Source organism: Chitinophaga sp. OAE865 (assembly GCF_040546735.1).
GTDB classification, from domain to species: Bacteria; Bacteroidota; Bacteroidia; order Chitinophagales; family Chitinophagaceae; genus Chitinophaga; species Chitinophaga polysaccharea_A.
Map to the genome: position 1 here is coordinate 3,534,790 of NZ_JBEPOF010000001.1, position 16,024 is coordinate 3,550,813.

General features: G+C 48.5%; 14 protein-coding genes. 8 read left to right on the top strand and 6 right to left on the bottom strand.

Annotated elements, in window-relative coordinates; translation table 11 throughout:
• The first annotated feature begins 19 nt into the window (after positions 1-19).
• Positions 20-1,471 carry an NADH-quinone oxidoreductase subunit M gene (gene nuoM / locus ABIE50_RS14365; RefSeq protein ID WP_209860396.1) on the top strand — a complete coding sequence of 484 codons (1,452 nt, stop codon included), beginning with the start codon at positions 20-22 and terminating at the stop codon, positions 1,469-1,471.
• Positions 1,458-2,897: an NADH-quinone oxidoreductase subunit N gene (locus tag ABIE50_RS14370; protein WP_209860394.1), complete on the top strand. Its 1,440-nt coding sequence runs from the start codon at positions 1,458-1,460 to the stop codon at positions 2,895-2,897. Before nuoM ends, ABIE50_RS14370 begins: the two co-directional genes overlap by 14 nt.
• Here ABIE50_RS14370 and ABIE50_RS14375 read toward each other — a convergent pair.
• From ABIE50_RS14375 to ABIE50_RS14385, 3 genes are all read right to left on the bottom strand, one after another.
• Entirely contained in the window at positions 2,894-5,338 is a 2,445-nt protein-coding gene (locus ABIE50_RS14375) for an outer membrane beta-barrel protein (RefSeq protein WP_209860386.1), read from the bottom strand. The two genes, ABIE50_RS14370 and ABIE50_RS14375, sit on opposite strands and share 4 nt — an antisense overlap.
• Before the next feature lie 53 nt (positions 5,339-5,391).
• Positions 5,392-5,670 (bottom strand): hypothetical protein, encoded by a 279-nt coding sequence (locus ABIE50_RS14380; RefSeq protein WP_209860384.1) that lies wholly within the window; start codon positions 5,668-5,670, stop codon positions 5,392-5,394.
• Between the two features lie 74 nt (positions 5,671-5,744).
• A complete protein-coding gene (locus ABIE50_RS14385) occupies positions 5,745-7,013 on the bottom strand; it encodes an aspartate kinase (protein WP_142685101.1) in 1,269 nt (422 codons plus the stop codon).
• A gap of 139 nt (positions 7,014-7,152) precedes the next feature.
• On the opposite strand from ABIE50_RS14385, the gene fbp reads away from it, so the two are divergent.
• From fbp to ABIE50_RS14410, 5 genes are all read left to right on the top strand, one after another.
• On the top strand, positions 7,153-8,163 hold the full coding sequence (fbp, locus tag ABIE50_RS14390; RefSeq protein WP_209860377.1) for a class 1 fructose-bisphosphatase: 1,011 nt from the start codon (positions 7,153-7,155) through the stop codon (positions 8,161-8,163).
• Between the two features lie 157 nt (positions 8,164-8,320).
• Complete coding sequence (locus tag ABIE50_RS14395) at positions 8,321-8,809, top strand: CAP domain-containing protein (RefSeq protein ID WP_209860375.1); 489 nt, start codon at positions 8,321-8,323, stop codon at positions 8,807-8,809.
• 71 nt (positions 8,810-8,880) lie between these two features.
• Complete coding sequence (locus ABIE50_RS14400; RefSeq protein ID WP_209860373.1) at positions 8,881-9,645, top strand: ABC transporter ATP-binding protein; 765 nt, start codon at positions 8,881-8,883, stop codon at positions 9,643-9,645.
• 3 nt (positions 9,646-9,648) lie between these two features.
• Entirely contained in the window at positions 9,649-10,176 is a 528-nt protein-coding gene (locus ABIE50_RS14405) for a YfiT family bacillithiol transferase (RefSeq protein ID WP_209860371.1), read from the top strand.
• A gap of 12 nt (positions 10,177-10,188) precedes the next feature.
• On the top strand, positions 10,189-10,746 hold the full coding sequence (locus tag ABIE50_RS14410) for an NUDIX hydrolase (RefSeq protein ID WP_354028009.1): 558 nt from the start codon (positions 10,189-10,191) through the stop codon (positions 10,744-10,746).
• Here ABIE50_RS14410 and ABIE50_RS14415 read toward each other — a convergent pair whose 3' ends face one another.
• The 3 genes from ABIE50_RS14415 to ABIE50_RS14425 all read right to left on the bottom strand — a co-directional run bounded on the left by ABIE50_RS14415 (position 10,747) and on the right by ABIE50_RS14425 (position 14,566).
• Positions 10,747-12,036, bottom strand: a complete 1,290-nt coding sequence (locus ABIE50_RS14415; RefSeq protein WP_354028010.1) for a bifunctional folylpolyglutamate synthase/dihydrofolate synthase — start codon at positions 12,034-12,036, stop codon at positions 10,747-10,749.
• 1 nt (position 12,037) lies between these two features.
• The gene (locus ABIE50_RS14420) at positions 12,038-13,576 is read right to left on the bottom strand and encodes a DUF5723 family protein (RefSeq protein WP_209860369.1); all 1,539 of its coding nucleotides are present in this window, start codon (positions 13,574-13,576) and stop codon (positions 12,038-12,040) included.
• Positions 13,577-13,678: 102 nt separating this feature from the next.
• Positions 13,679-14,566: a hypothetical protein gene (locus tag ABIE50_RS14425; RefSeq protein ID WP_209860366.1), complete on the bottom strand. Its 888-nt coding sequence runs from the start codon at positions 14,564-14,566 to the stop codon at positions 13,679-13,681.
• Positions 14,567-14,708: 142 nt separating this feature from the next.
• Between ABIE50_RS14425 and ABIE50_RS14430 the strand changes: the two genes are divergently transcribed.
• The gene (locus tag ABIE50_RS14430; protein ID WP_209860364.1) at positions 14,709-15,947 is read left to right on the top strand and encodes an MFS transporter; all 1,239 of its coding nucleotides are present in this window, start codon (positions 14,709-14,711) and stop codon (positions 15,945-15,947) included.
• Positions 15,948-16,024 lie beyond the last annotated feature (77 nt).

Consider the following 16,024-nt stretch of genomic DNA (forward strand, 5'->3'; position numbering starts at 1 on the left):
AACGATTAAACGAAAAGTTATGATATTGCTGGTATTGATATTGGTTCTTTTTGGCGCGGCGTTATTGTCGTGGGTAGCGGGCGTGAAAAGCCATGCAGCCAGTCGCTGGATAGCTCTTTGCAGCCTGCTGGTGAACCTGGGAATTATCACCGGGATATGGCTGGAACATACGCATAGTAACAGCCGTTGGTGGTATCAGTTCCGGATGGACTGGGTACCGCATTTCGGTATCAGCCTGCACCTGGCCATGGATGGTTTAAGTATGCTGATGCTGGCACTTACATTTTTCCTGGGAGCGCTGGCTGTACTGATCTCCTGGAAGGAGATACAGAACAGGGTAGGGTTCTTTCACTTCAACCTGTTGTTTGTGCTTTGTGGTATTACGGGTGTTTTTCTTACCATGGATCTTTTTTTATTTTATTTTTTCTGGGAGATGATGCTGATACCCATGTATTTCCTGATAGGGATCTGGGGACATGAGCACAGGGAGTATGCAGCCAATAAATTTTTCCTGTTTACCCAGGCGGGAGGGCTGCTGATGCTGCTGGCCATACTCGGTCTTTATTTTGTACATAAAGCTAACACTAACGTATACACGTTTAATTATTTTGAATTACTGAATACGCCTATGACACCTTTCATGGAGCGCTGGCTGATGCTGGGCTTCCTGATCGCTTTTCTTGTAAAGCTGCCGGCAGTGCCTTTTCACACCTGGCTGCCGGATGCACATACAGAAGCGCCTACGGCAGGGAGCGTGGTACTGGCAGGACTGCTATTGAAAACAGGGGCTTATGGTATACTCCGTTTTGTATTGCCGCTGTTTCCCACAGCGGCGGCTGATATAGCGCCGGTGGCTATGCTGCTGGGAGTGGCTGGTATCCTGTATGGAGGTATGCTCGCTTATGCACAAACTGATCTGAAAAGACTGATCGCCTACACCAGTGTAAGCCATATGGGTTTTGTACTGCTGGGCGCTTTTGCTTTCAATGAAATAGCGTACCAGGGGGTAGTGATGCAGATGATCACACATGGTATCAGCACTGGCGCATTGTTTATCATTGCCGGGGCATTGTATGAGCGTATACATACCCGTAACCTGCGGCAGATGGGCGGCTTGTGGCTACGGCTTCCAATGTTGGGCAGCGCCGCCATGATCTTTGTAATGGCTTCCCTGGGTTTGCCCGGACTGGGCAATTTTGTAGCGGAGTTCCTGGTGCTGCTGGGCAGCTGGCAGGCCAGTCACGTGTTTACCATTCTGGCTACTATTGGCCTGGTGGTGGCAACGGCGTACTCGCTGCGTATTATGCAGAAAGTTTTTTTCGGTCCCTGCGACAGGCAGTATGCCATGCCCGATCTGAACGGGCGTGAGCTGGTGATCATCATAGCATTGGTAATAGTGATATGCTGGCTGGGCTTCCATCCGCAACCGGTATTGAATACATCCCAAAACATCGACTATGTCATTCGCTGATTTTTTAAGTCTTGGTCCGCTGATCACCCTGTGCGCTGCAGCGGTGGTAGCCATGCTGCTGGTAGCGGCCTGGCGCAATCACCGCATTGTATACAGCTTTTCGCTTGTTGCTTTTGGTATGGCTATGGCAGCGGTGATCCCTGCCATCAAATATATTCCGCACCCGGTGCCGCCTTTACTGGTTATCGATGAATTTTCCCTTTTTAATTCCGGGCTGATCCTGGTTTCGGGGTTTATAATCCTGTTGTTGTCGTTTAACTATTTCGAGGAAAGGGAAGAGCGTAAGGAAGAGTATTACATCCTCCTGTTACTGGCTACCATAGGTGCTTTGGTACTGGTGGTGAGCCGCCATTTCATGTCGCTGTTCCTTGGACTGGAAATACTGAGCATCAGTTTGTACGGCCTGATAGCGTATCTCCGTGCCCGTGAGCGCTCTGATGAAGCGGGCATTAAATACCTGATGCTGGCGGCTTTGTCTTCGGCTTTCCTGTTGTTTGGTATGGCGCTGGTATATGCCTTCACGGGCCACATGGATTTTCCGGGCATAGGCGCTGCCTTGCGGGAAGCTGGTTACCTGCCGGTGAGCGTGATGGCTGGTTTTGGCCTGATGCTGATAGGTGTGGGCTTTAAACTCGGCATTGTTCCATTTCATATGTGGGCGCCGGATATTTATGAAGGTGCGCCGCTGCCGGTGGCTGCTTTTATTGCCACTGTTTCCAAAGGGGCCATGCTGGTGCTGCTCATCCGTTTTTACCAGGATATTCACGGTAACGACTACCCGATGTTGTGGTGGATTGTAGCTATTATAGCGGTGGCTTCTATGTTTGCCGGCAACTGGCTGGCGCTTACCCAGCAAAATATTAAACGTATCCTGGCTTATTCTTCCATTGCACATATGGGCTATATCCTCGTGGCTTTTTTATCGGGGGTGCAAACGGGGCTGGAGGCACTGGCCTTTTACCTGGTGGCTTATTTTATTACCAGTATCGGCGCCTTCGGGGTGGTGATTGTTATGTCGAGCAGTTTGCAGGATGCAGAAACAATTGCCGATTACAGGGGGCTGTTCTGGCGCTATCCCTGGGTGGCTACCGTATTTACGGCCATGCTGTTATCGTTGGCGGGCATCCCGCTTACAGCCGGTTTTATCGGCAAGTTTTACGTAGTGTTGGCGGGGGTGGACGGGCACCAGTGGTTCCTGCTGTTTATGCTGGTGATCAACAGTGTGATAGGGTTATACTATTATATCAGGCTGGTGGCAGCTATGTTTGCCGTGCCTGCAAAAGGGCAGCAAACAACGGTGGTACCAGCCTTGCCCATGGCCGGTAATATTACCCTGGGTATCTTAACTATACTGTTAATAGGGCTGGGTGTATATCCTACTGCTATGATGGCGTTGATCCAGCAAATGATGCGGATCCTTGTTTAGCCCGCCCTGTTCTGTTCATCGCTGGTACCGGTTTTTCTTTCACGGGCCGCTTTAATGGTGGCGCTGCCGAACTTGTAGCTGAAGGAAAGATTCACAGTGCGGAACTGCCAGGTATTGAAAATGCTCATATTCAGGTTGGCAAATTCTGCAGCCCCGCGATAGCTTTCATTCCGCAGGATATTGTTATAACTTAATTTCACCGTAGCGTTTTTATTCAGGAACATTTTCTGAACGCCCAGGTTCAGGTTATACTGTGCATAGCCCCTGAAAATACCGAATATAAAAGGTGAGTTATAGTACCCCATCACTTCTACCTTAAAATCCTTGGGAAGAGTAATAGTATTGGTGCTGCTGATATAGTAGTTAAAGTTATACCGGTAGTAAGGATCATTGGTGGTGGGGTCTTCAAAGCGGTATTTGTTATACGAAAAATCTGCATTGTTATCGCTGGTCCACCACTTTGTGAATTGGAACGGTAAGGTAAACAGGATACTGTAGATATCTGTATTATCATAGTTCCGCTCCGTACTGATAGAGGCTTTGGTGCTATCATCCTGGGTAATGAATTCTTCCATCATGTCTTTGATCCGGCTATAGCGGAAGGTGGCAATGTACTTGTCTTTAAACGTATAGGCCAGTTCTGCAATATTGCTGTACTGTGGCCGCAGGTAAGGGTTTCCCCTGAAGTAGGTGTACTTGTCAAGGTAAAACATAAACGGGTTCAGCTGCCCGTATTGCGGTCTTTCTATCCTGCGCGACATGGCCAGGCTTACCTTGTTTTTATCATTCAGCTTTTGTTCGATGTTAATATTGGGAAAGAAGTCGGTATAGGAACGTTTCACATTGGTGCCCGTTGTGTAGGAAGTACCGTTGGATTCGGTGTTCTCTACCCTCAGGCCCAGCTGCACGTTCGTTTTCTTTATTTGTTTTTTGTAAGTGGCGTAAGCGGCATAAATATTTTCCTGGTAGTTAAAACGGTCGCTTAGGGAAGGGGATGGTTTATAACTGCCATGATATAAGGAGTCAAACTGCAACACGTTGGTGGTGGTTACAAAGCTGGTTTTAGCACCGGCTTCCAGTTTACCTTCCTTTCCGAGGGGCCAGCTCAGGTCGGCCTTGAGGCTTTTGATAATTACCTGCGTGCCGCCTGTAGTACGGATGCTGTTAGGATTGCGGTTTAACTGTGTTTTAGCGTCATACAAACTGTCGTTCAGCTGCATAAGGCGGTGGTTATTGAACTGGGCATAGTCGGCATCAAAGCTGATCTCCCGGCCGCCGGCAGTGTCCAGGATCACTTTATAGTTCAGGTTGAGCGCAATGTTGTCGAATTTATTATCATTGGTGGTAAGGGAGTTCACGATGGAGTCTGCCGGCATATTGATACGGCCAAGATTTGCATCGCTGTAGATCTGGTTGGTGAAGGCGTTTTTATAACCATTGGCCAGTATGCCGATGGTTTGTTTATCATTGATAAAATAATCCATTCCCACCTTCAGGTAATTATTCTTAAAGCGGTTGCGTTGAAATATGTTTTGCTGGAGATAGGTGGAGCTGCCGTCGCTTTCCTTTACGTTGCGTTTGTATTCACGGGTCACCTGCCGGGGATAGTCGCCCTGGTCGAAATTACCGAACAGGTTGAATTTTTCTGTTCTCCAGTTAATATTACCGGAAATGCCATAGCGGCCGTATCTCGACTGGGTAAGGGTAGCATTCACGTTACCGTTTATTCCTGTCATTTTTCCCTTTTTTGTTTTTATGTTGATGATACCGCCATTACCGGAGGCATCATATTTGGCGGAAGGACTGGTCAGTATTTCAATAGAAGCGATGCTTTCGCCGGGTGTTGTTTTAAGGAGATTGGTTAATTGTTCGCCACTCAGGTAGGTCAGTTTACCGTCGATCATCACAGTTACGCTCTGCCCTTTCAGGGTTACGTTTTCGTTGTTGTCTACCTGTACGCCCGGGGCGCGGCGGAGCAGGTCCAGGGCGGTGTTACCGGCAGCGCTCACACTGTTTTCAATATTCATCACTGTTTTGCCGGCAGAACTTTCAATAAACGGTTTCTGGGCGGTTACATTAACTGCCTGGAGGTTTTTACCTAAGGTATGCAGCCGGATCGTGTCCAGGGTAATGGCTTTATGGGCGGCGCTGAGCTGGAAGTTTTTGCTATAGGTGGTATTATATCCCATTTGGGATGCCTGTATGAAATAATGGCCGTATGGTATTTTTTCAAAGGCGCAGTTGCCGGTGGCAGTGCTCAGTTCCCCCTTCACAAGGGTGGAATCCTTTATATTCCTCACCATTACGCTGGTAAAGGGCAGCGGCTTACCTTCGTGGTCTGTAATTGTCAGTGTAATTTTTCCTGTGGAGTTGGGTTGTTGTGCCAGGGTAGGGTGCGCAACAACAAAAAGCATTCCCAGGGCTACGATGATTGTTCTCATACTATCGTTTCCGTTGTAAAATTCTCAAAAGCTGATTCCAAAAAAAGGGGCTGTTATTTCCTGCTGCAGTTTTCCTGATAGTATTGAAGCGCCGATCTTAACACGTCCTGTATTTTACCAAGGGGCATATTTCCTGTTTCGTTCATTACACACGACGATGGAGTAGTGGAACAGGCGGGCGTTTCCCTGAAATTTCCGAGGGTGATCAGGTAAATAGGCAATTCATCCGGGTTACTGGCGGAAAGGTAGCCACGGTTGACCATTGTCCCTCCGCATGCAATGATCAGCATTACTACGGTACTCAGGCTTAAAACGATAGCAACTTTTTTCATACCACAATTTTACTAAAGACGGACGGGTACGAAAAAAGTTGCACGAAAGGGGGGAATAATTTTACTGGATAAATTTATTTTTTGAGTAAACGCTGTATGGTAGCGGGCGAACGTTGTTCCAACAATATAGTGCGGCCGTCGCTCAGTTCCTCCAACAGGCCGTTTTGATAGTAGCGTACGGTAAGCAGCTCCAGCCCCTCGTTATATACGATCTTGAACTGCTGGTGGAGGGTTTTAATCAGGAGCTCTATCTTCTCCGGGTTATTATCTATGCAGCAGGAGAAATTGATCGCCCCGTTCTGCATCAGGTTAATTTTCACCTTCAGCCCGTGGAAGATCTCATAGATATCGCTGATCTTATCTTCCGTAATAAAAGAATAGTCTTTGGAGGTAATGTTCAGTAATACCTGGTTCTTTTTGAGCACAATAATAGGAGGCAGCTGTTTTATATCAGCGGTTTCCTTAATCACGGTGCCGGGCAGATTTTTATCGAGAAAGCACTTTACCAGCAGTGGGATCTGTTTGTTCTGTAACGGCTTAATGGTTTTTGGGTGGATCACCTGGGCGCCATAGTAGGCCATTTCTATCACTTCCCCGTAGCTGATCTCCGGTATGTTTACGGTATTGGGGAATAGTTTGGGATCGGCATTTTTCAGTCCTTCCACATCTTTCCAGATGGTTTGACTTTCCGCGTCCAGCATGTTGGCGAAAACGGCGGCGGAATAATCACTGCCTTCTCTGCCCAGGGTCACGCTTTCGTTCTGGTCGGTACTGCCTATAAAGCCTTGTGCAATCACAATATTGGTGCTGTTGAACAGGGGAACCACCTTTTCGGTTACCTGGCGCTGGGTATAGGTCCAGTCGATATTGGCATCGCGGAAGTTATCATCTGTACGGAAAACGTCTCTCACATCCAGCCAGGTATTATGCAGGCCTATGCTGTTAAAAAAGGCGCTTACGATGGCGGTGCTGAGCAGTTCGCCCAGGCTCACCAGCTGGTCGTAGTAGTAATCGTAAGTGCGTAAAGGTTTTTCACCCAGCGTCCATTCCGCCTCGGTGAAGAACTGCTGCAGTTGGGTAAACAGCGGATGCTCCTTTGTACCCAGCAGGGCTTCGGCTACATTTATGTGTTGTTGCTCGATATTATACAGGAGTTGTGCGGCTATTTCCCTTTTGCGCTGGAAAAAGTTCTGTACCACCTTTTCCAGCTCGTTGGTGGTTTTAGCCATTGCAGAAATAACAATGAGGAGTTTTTCGTCCGGGAATGACTGTACAATCTGAGCCACCTGCCGGATACGTTCAACACTTTCTAAACTTGCGCCACCAAACTTGAAAACCTTCATATGATAGTTTATCTTCTTTTAAAAAATTATTCGGCAAAGTAAGACAAGTTTAGAATTGTTTTAAAATCTGTTTGCAGATAAATGACAGTTCTGTTAAAATAATTTCAATTGCCTAATTTCGTCCGTACAACCTAACGTTATGAATCTTAAGCAAAAAGTAATGACACTGGATGAATTTACCATCCAGGAGTTACGGAATTACCCGGGCGCTACCGGTCAGTTATCCGGTTTACTGCGTGATATCGGTCTCGCTGCTAAAAGGGTAAATGTGGAAGTAAACAAGGCCGGTATTGCTGATATCCTGGGGGAAGCCGGCAGAACCAACGTGCAGGGGGAGTCAGTAAAGAAGCTCGATGAATTTGCCAATGAGCAGTTCATTGATGCCCTGGAAACCAGTATTTACTGCTGTGGCGTAGCCTCGGAAGAAAATGAAAACTTCATCCCTTTCCACGATGAACATTCCAAAAAGTCGAAATACGTGGTATTACTGGACCCGTTGGACGGTTCCAGCAATATAGACGTAAATGTATCCATCGGTACTATTTTCTCCGTATACCGCCGGCTTACCCCGGAGGGATCGGAATGTGAGCTGGAAGACTTTCTGCAGCCGGGTACCCGGCAGATCGCGGCAGGCTATATCATCTACGGATCTTCCACGATGATGGTGTATGCTACCCGCCGCAGCGTGCAGGGATTCACCCTGGATCCGTCTATCGGGGAATTCTGCCTGTCGCACCCCAACCTGAAATGCCCGCCCGACAGTGATATTTTTTCTGTAAATGTAGGCTACTACCACCTGTATGAAGCTAAAACCCGTAAGTCGATCGACTACTTCATGGCGAGGAACGAAAACGACCGGATCTACCGCCATCGTTTCGTGGGCTGTATGGTGGCTGAAATACACCGTACCCTCATCCAGGGAGGTATATTCATGTACCCGGCATTTGGTAAATACCCGGCCGGCCGTTTAAGGCTTTGTTACGAATGCAATCCCATGTCTTTTATCATGGAAAAAGCCGGGGGCGTGGCGATGGCCAATGGCAAACAGCGGCTGCTGGAACTGAAGCCTGTACAGCTGCACCAGCGCATGGCCATTTTTATTGGTTCCAAAACCATGATGGACACCTGGCAACGGATCATCAACGAATAAGCGTAAAAAAATAACATAAAAAACGGTGCACGGCGGATACAAAAGATCCCCTGTGCACCGTTTTTAATTTCCGCACCAGGCTTGATAAACCTGGCCCGATTTTAATAGTCATATTATTATTCTTTACTCATTTTTAATTATTAACCATTTAATTGCTATGTTGATTTTGAAGAACCAGCGGATCATTGCATTATTAGTAGCCCTGTTGGCCGTTATCCAGGTTAGCGCGTGTTCACGTGCCACTCATGCGGCAGACAGCAGTAATGCAGGCGCCGGCATGGATGAACAGATCCTTTATTACACCAACAAGTTCCGTGCATCTAAAGGCCTGAAGCCCTTACAGCTGGATGCTACCATCAGCCAACAGGCCCGCCGCCACAGCCGGGATATGGCTAACGGCAGCACCGGTTTCGGTCATGAAGGGTTTGAAGAACGGGTAGCCAACGTGTCTAAAAAAATGGGCCGCGTAGCCAGTGCCGCTGAGAATGTGGCTTATGGTACTCTTGATGCAGAAGCTGTAGTAAACGGCTGGATCAAGAGCCCGGGGCACCGTAAAAATATGCTGGGCGATTATACGCTCATAGGGATCGGCACCGCGGATAAAGGGAGGATCACCTTCTTTACACAGGTGTTTATCAAACAGTAACTTAAAAAGATGGGGGACAGCAGCAAGCTGTCCCTTTCCTTTTTTTCGCATTCTTTCTGTAATTTGGCCCCATGGAAAAGAAAAAGATCATTGAGGTAAGTAACCTGGTGAAGAAATACGGGGAATTTACCGCGGTAAAAGGAATCAGCTTTGAGGTGTTCGAGGGAGAGATCTTTGGCCTGCTGGGGCCTAATGGCGCCGGTAAATCCACCACCCTGGAAATTATTGAGACCCTCCGGGAGAAAACATCCGGTAAAGTGATGGTGGGAGGTTATGACCTCGATAAAGACCCAAATGATATCAAGAAGATCATCGGCGTACAGCTCCAGAGCTCCGGTTACTATCCAGGGCTGAACCTTACAGAGCTCATCGAAATGTTTGGCGGCTTATATAACCAACCCGTGCAGCCGATGGAGCTGCTGGCGATGTTTAACCTGGAAGATAAGGCCAAAGCCAAGTTCAAGGAGCTTTCCGGCGGCCAGAAACAACGCTTTTCCATTGCTACCACCCTTATCAATAAGCCACAGATCATATTCCTGGATGAACCTACTACCGGCCTGGATCCGCAGGCCCGCCGCAACTTGTGGGACCTTATCCAGCAGGTGCAACGCCAGGGCACTACCGTGGTGATCACCACGCATTATATGGATGAAGCGGAGTTCCTGTGCGACCGCTGTGCTATTGTAGACAGTGGTCTTATCATTGCCATTGATTCACCGGATGCGCTGATCGATAAACTGGTTTCTTCCGGTTTTGAAAGAAAGAAAGAAGTGAAGAAAGCAAACCTGGAAGATGTGTTCATCCACCTGACCGGGAAAGATTTACGCGAAGAATAAATCATGGAATCACTTAAATATCCTATCGGCCGCTTTGAAGCATTACCGGATTATACCCCGGAAATGTTGCGCGGTTTTATCAACGACATCCGTTACCTGCCCCAGCTGGTGGAAATTGCGGTGCAGCACCTGGACGAGTTCCAGCTGCAAACGCCTTATCGCCCCGATGGATGGACGGTAGTGCAGGTGGTACACCACCTGGCAGACAGTCATCTGAACGGGTATACCCGCATGAAACTGGCCCTCACGGAAGATCAGCCGGTAATAAAACCCTACGAGGAACAGCTGTGGGCGGAACTGCCGGACGTAAAATTTACGCCCATTAACGTATCCATTACCCTCTTACATGCGCTGCATCAACGTTGGGTAAGCCTGATGGAACATCTGACAGAAAGTGAATGGGAACGCACTTTTATACACCCGGCCAATGGCACCCGGCATAACCTGAAAACCCATGCCGCCAATTATTCCTGGCATGGAAAACACCACCTGGAGCATATCCTGCGCCTGAAGGAACGAATGGACTGGTAAAGCATTGTTATTATGAATATGGATTGGAAATTATTGTCGTCGGAATATCTTTTTAAAGACGCATGGCTCACAGCACGCATAGACACCTGCGAAACGCCTACCGGCAAAATTGTTGCGCCTTATTATGTACTGGAGTATAACAACTGGGTAAACGGGATGGCCCTGCGGGAAGACGGGCAGGTGATCATGATCCGGCAGTTCCGGCAGGGAGTGGGCAGAACATTGCTTGAAATCCCCGGTGGTACTATGGATCCCTCAGACCCGAACCCTTTATTTGCCATGAAACGCGAGATGCTGGAAGAAACCGGCTATGCGTTCAAGGAATGGGTATCGCTTGGCACCATTGCTCCCAATACCGCTTCCAGCAATAATTATACGCATATGTTCCTGGCAACGGGAGGAGTAAAGGTACAGGACCAGCAACTGGATCACAATGAAGAAATTGAAGTGGTGATCATGCCGCTGGAAGAGTTACAGCAACTGTTACTGGACAACAAGATAGTACACAGCCTGCATACCACCTGTATCTTTTACGCCTTGCTGTATCTCGGTAAAATGACAATGAAATAATTACATCACCTCTGCTACAATAAAAAAGCTGCCGCAAACAAGGATCATATCATCCGGTTGCGCATGTTGCCTGGCTGCCTGCAATGCTGACTGCACAGAAGAGTATGCATGGCCATGTAACCCGCTGGTGGCGGCCATTTCCGCCAGGGCCACTTCATCCATCGCACGGGGGATCTGTGCCTTACAGAAATAATAGTGTGCGGTGGGAGGGAACAATGGCAGCACTTTCTCTACTTCTTTATCTTTCACAAATCCTGTTACAATATGTAGCTGCTGGTAATTAACATGGCCCAGCTGCTGCATCACTTCACGGATGCCGGCTTCATTATGGCCTACATCCAGGACAGTGAGCGGATGCCGCTGAATGATGTCCCAGCGCCCGCGTAGGCCCGTTAGTTTTTTTACATGGGAAAGCGCGTGTATGATGTGGTCCCAGGTAATATGCCAGCCGTTTTGCTGTAATATCTTTACGGCAGACAGTACGCCCATTACATTTTTTTCCTGGTAACGTCCGTTCAGGTCCAGTTGTAAACGGCGCATCTGTTGTTGTCGTGTATCCAGTAGCGTTATAGTGAACTGGTTGCTTTCAATGGCGCCGGAGGCTTCCAGCCATTCCTGGTCGGCAAAGTGGATGGGAGCGCCCAGTTTGTTGGCGGTATTGATAAACACATCCTGTACTTCCGACTGTGTTTCACTGATCACTACCGGTACGCCGGCTTTGATGATCCCGGCTTTTTCAGCGGCAATTTGCGGGAGGGTATCTCCCAGAATATTTTTATGATCATAGCTGATATTGGTGATCAGCGATAGTTCAGGAATAATCACGTTGGTACTGTCCAGCCGGCCGCCAAGGCCCACTTCAATAATGGCAATGTCCACTGCTTCCTGGTGGAAGTAGCTGAATGCCATGGCTACGGTAAGCTCAAAAAAAGAAGGCTGGATGTTGGAAATATGGGTACGCATCTTTTCTGTAAAGTCAACTACAAAATCTTCAGGCACCATTTGCCCGTTGATGCGGATACGTTCCCTGAAATCCAGCAGGTGGGGAGATGTATATAGTCCCGTTTTATAACCGGCCTGCTGGAAAATGGCAGCCAACATATGGCTGGAAGATCCTTTGCCGTTGGTACCGGCTACATGTATGGTTTTAAAATGTTTTTGCGGTTGGTTCAGCTGTTCCAGTAATGCAATGGTATTATGCAGATCTGTTTTAAACGCGCTGGCGCCTACCCTGGTAAACATGGGCAGCTGTGCATAGAGATAGTCCAGCGTTTCTTTGTAAGAGGCCATATCAGTAATTATTAACTACCGGGCAATCCAACTGGTTGTTACGTTTTTTAAATAAGCCACCACCGTTGCCCCGTTCAAACATGCTTGAATTTAAGCGCAAAGCTACGAAAGCATTTGCACGATCGATATGTCTTTGAAAGAGGTTGGTAAAAATTGTGCCGGAGCCGATCAGGAGCGGGCCTATGCGTATACCGGCCCCTACATCGGCCTGACCGTTGCGGTTAATGGTGAATGGCATATAGGCGCCGAAAAGGTAGGTTTCGTACCGTGGAGTAATACTGAATTGTGTTAATGCATACGTTTTGGAGATGTCCCTGTTTCCTGCCGTTAATGCGATTACCGCATGAGCGCTGATAAAGAAGCGGCTGTCGATGTTGTAATCTCCCATCAGGTTCAGGGCGGTGGGCAGCATCATGTTGAAAGTAGAGTCGGTCCCGATTGGTGTGAAGTAATTGTTGAGCCGCCGGGAATATTGCTGCAGGCTTTCATTTTTTTTATACTGGATGGCTTTCGGATCCACATTATCTTTTACCAGGCTGAGGTTTGTATTGACCGGAGACCTGTTATATTTTATCCTGCCGATGTCGGTAACGGAAGCGCCTATACGGAATTTGTAATCATCTGCATCGGAGCCTTCATAGGCGCCAAAGCCGCCGTTATCGGGCCGGTATTCATAGATCACGCCGATGTCTGCGCCTATACCGTTATTCTGGAACAGCTGAAGGTTTTTTTGCGCGGGCGACTGCCAGTCGTCCATTTCCTTATTATAGCCGTAGTACAAAGTACCGCTGGTGATAGCGGCATTACGGGATGAGTTGAGCCGGAAGTCTACACCTTTAACGGCAGCATAGCCTGCCGCTACGCCACTGAGCAGTTTCAGGGTAACGCCTGCTTTCCACCGGCCGCTATAGGTTTCCTTAATGGTGCGTGCATAGCTGAAGCCCAGCTCATGCCATATATGCGAAGAAACGCCTGCTCTGGGAATACTCAGGTTACTGTTGAGATAACCCGGGTTGGGAAAATCAACCCCGAAGAAATTGGCGATGGGAGTGGTGATGTTACCCCCGCTGCTGCTGCTGCGCATGCGCCATACAAAGGAAACGGATTGTTTTTCATCGATAGCATATAATACAGATGGTAACGCAATTTCGGCCATTTCCCAGCCCATTTGTTTCCTGTTGGCGCCTTCATCGAGGAAGTAGTCACGGTTGCGTACAAACGAATCCGGGATATTGAATAATACGGATTTGGGAAAGCTTGCATAAGTGTTGCCGGCATTTACATCTGCCCCGATAATATTTACATCCCATTTATAGCGATACCCGGCGGCGCTGGCCGGGTTGGAGAATACGCCGTAAATACCCGCATAGTTACTGTTGTTGTAACCCGGGAAAGTTTGTGCCACAGCGGCCTGCATCAGCACAAGCAATATTGCAGTGCCGGAAAAGATACGGTTAAGTTTTACAATCATCGTTGGCGATAAAAAATAGGTTTCTCGAAATGGCACAAAAAGCTTGCTCTTGTCTGTTGTTTCAGTCATAGGTAGAGATGTAGGAGCGGTCTGATTTACAGATGAAGCTATTTTGTTCCGGATCAGTTTCTGGCCCGGTAAAACAAACAGCTTCTTTTAAACCTGTATATATTATTCTGCTTTGAAAAAGAAGCGTATTACCCCAAACTGTTCTTCAGGTGCGTCGGGGTTAGCATTGTATTTCAGTTGCCCGCTGGAGGCAGCCTTTTTGGCTATCTCTATCAGGCGGGGATTACTGATGGTAGATCCTTTCATGCTAAAGGTGGCAGATGTCACATTCCCTTTCTGATCTACTTTTATATTGATGGCTACATAGCCTGTTTCAGTGCCGTCGTAAGTAACCTGCGGCCTGCCTATGAGGCTTCTTCCGTTCAGGTGGAAATCTGAGCGTCCGCCGCCGAGGCCACCGCCCGTATATCCGCCGCCGTTAGGGTTGCCTCCCAACTGGCCCCTGTCGCCGGGTTTGCCGGTATTGCCTTCTCCGGTGGCATTGTTGGAGCCATTGGCGCTGTTACCGCTATTGGCACTGTTGCCTGTACCACCGGAAAATACGGCTTTAGGCTTTGGTGTTGGCGGTTTTGGCGCCGGCGGTGTTTCTACAGGTTTCTTTGTTGGTTTAACAGGTTTTGGTTCTAATTTCTTTGGAATTTCTTTTGGTTTCTCTACAGGTTTTTCCGGTTTTTTTATTTCCGGCGCCTCTTCCTCATCCTGGGTGGCAATATCCTGCTGGGGCTCGGTGTTGGCGGGCGCTGTGGCTGCCGGGCTTTCCGCAGCTGCAGGCTCCGGGGCTGCCGCACTGGGCGGGTTGGGGTTCAGCGGTTGTTCATCCCCCATGCCATCATCTGAAGTACCAAGGTTCACTTCCATGCCCAGATCCTGGTCGGGCAGGGGCGGAGGAGCGGAAAAACCGGTAAATACCAGCGCCACTAACAGCAATGCATGTACGCCGACAGTGATCCCTAATGCCTGTATATTTTTTTTACCATTTTTTTCCTCCATGATAACCTTGTTGAACGCGTGTTTAGACCAAAGTTAATGTTTTGATCCAGAAAAAATAATGACTCATCAAAAGATGAATTCCGGATCTTTGCAAAAACTGTGCTGTTAATCCAATTACAGGAAAATATTTTTCACCGATTTTATGAACCTTGTCCGGCAAACGATCCGTCTTTATCAAAATGCTTATACCGGTCTTGCTCCCGCTACCTGGTGGTTGTCGCTTGTATTGCTGATCAACAGGAGTGGCACGATGGTCATTCCCTTTATGACCGTGTATCTTACCCAGCATCTTCACTTCAGCATTGCCCAGGCAGGCCTGGTAATGGCCTGTTTTGGTACCGGTGCCATTGTTGGCGCCCTTTTGGGCGGATGGCTGTCCGACAAGATCGGTTTCTACCAGGTACAGTTCTGGAGTCTTTTCTCTAACGGATTATTATTCATTTTATTGGGTCAGATGCGCACCTTTGAACAAATATGTGTGTGCGTATTTGTGATGAGCTCAGTGGGCGATGCCTTCCGGCCGGCCAACAGTATTGCGATTGCCGCCTACAGCGCCCCGGAAAACCGGACCCGGTCGTATGCCCTGAACCGGCTGGCAGTGAACCTTGGCTGGTCGGTTGGCCCTGCCATTGGCGGTATCCTGGCCAGCTTCAGCTACCAGCTCCTGTTCTGGGTGGATGGCTTTACCTGTATGCTGGCCGCCGCCCTGATGCGGATTTTCCTGCCACCTGTACCGGCGCCGCCAAAAGCGGTTAAAACTGCCGTAAAGAAAGAAGATAAGGTGTGGAGGGATCATATTTACCTGTGGTTCCTGCTGTTTGCCACTGTGAACGCCATCTGCCTGTTCCAGTTCTCCAGTATTGTGCCCCTGTATTTCAAGGAAGTAATGCACCTGGAGGAATGGGCCATCGGGCTCAATATGTCGGTGAACGGGATCCTGATTGCGCTGGTGGAAATGGTAATGGTATATCGCCTCGACGGGAAGATGCCTAACCTCGCATTTGTAGCCCGGGGCGCTATGATGGTTTGTTTTTCCTATATGCTGCTTTGCTTTCTGCCGCCGGTATGGGCGCTGGCAGTGGTGTTTATGGTAGTGATCACTTTCGGGGAGATGTTCTGCCTGCCTTTTATGAACAGTTTCTGGATCGGCAGGAGCCGGGACCATAACCGGGGGCAGTATGCTGCGCTCTATACCATTTCCTATTCCCTGGCCAATATAGTATCGCCTACCACGGGGGCTTTCGTGGTGCAGCATCTTGGGTTTAAGCCCTGGTGGGGTATTACGGCGCTGGGATGTGTGTTGTCGGGAGGCGGTTTTCTGTGGTTGCAGAAGAAGATGGGGATGGACAAAAAGGAAGTAAATGATACCAGGCTGGCATAACCGCCTGGAATTTGAGATATTGTCCAACACTTTACCATTATTGCCACATTATTCCTTATTTTGCAGATAAAGTAGTA

Bases quoted from the DNA above. Each gene is read 5' to 3' on its own strand.
- nuoM (WP_209860396.1), top strand. From the start codon at position 20: ATGATATTGCTGGTATTGATATTGGTTCTTTTTGGCGCGGCGTTATTG.
- ABIE50_RS14370 (WP_209860394.1), top strand. From the start codon at position 1,458: ATGTCATTCGCTGATTTTTTAAGTCTTGGTCCGCTGATCACCCTGTGC.
- ABIE50_RS14375 (WP_209860386.1), bottom strand. From the start codon at position 5,338: ATGAGAACAATCATCGTAGCCCTGGGAATGCTTTTTGTTGTTGCGCAC.
- ABIE50_RS14380 (WP_209860384.1), bottom strand. From the start codon at position 5,670: ATGAAAAAAGTTGCTATCGTTTTAAGCCTGAGTACCGTAGTAATGCTG.
- ABIE50_RS14385 (WP_142685101.1), bottom strand. From the start codon at position 7,013: ATGAAGGTTTTCAAGTTTGGTGGCGCAAGTTTAGAAAGTGTTGAACGT.
- fbp (WP_209860377.1), top strand. From the start codon at position 7,153: ATGAATCTTAAGCAAAAAGTAATGACACTGGATGAATTTACCATCCAG.
- ABIE50_RS14395 (WP_209860375.1), top strand. From the start codon at position 8,321: ATGTTGATTTTGAAGAACCAGCGGATCATTGCATTATTAGTAGCCCTG.
- ABIE50_RS14400 (WP_209860373.1), top strand. From the start codon at position 8,881: ATGGAAAAGAAAAAGATCATTGAGGTAAGTAACCTGGTGAAGAAATAC.
- ABIE50_RS14405 (WP_209860371.1), top strand. From the start codon at position 9,649: ATGGAATCACTTAAATATCCTATCGGCCGCTTTGAAGCATTACCGGAT.
- ABIE50_RS14410 (WP_354028009.1), top strand. From the start codon at position 10,189: ATGAATATGGATTGGAAATTATTGTCGTCGGAATATCTTTTTAAAGAC.
- ABIE50_RS14415 (WP_354028010.1), bottom strand. From the start codon at position 12,036: ATGGCCTCTTACAAAGAAACGCTGGACTATCTCTATGCACAGCTGCCC.
- ABIE50_RS14420 (WP_209860369.1), bottom strand. From the start codon at position 13,576: ATGACTGAAACAACAGACAAGAGCAAGCTTTTTGTGCCATTTCGAGAA.
- ABIE50_RS14425 (WP_209860366.1), bottom strand. From the start codon at position 14,566: ATGGAGGAAAAAAATGGTAAAAAAAATATACAGGCATTAGGGATCACT.
- ABIE50_RS14430 (WP_209860364.1), top strand. From the start codon at position 14,709: ATGAACCTTGTCCGGCAAACGATCCGTCTTTATCAAAATGCTTATACC.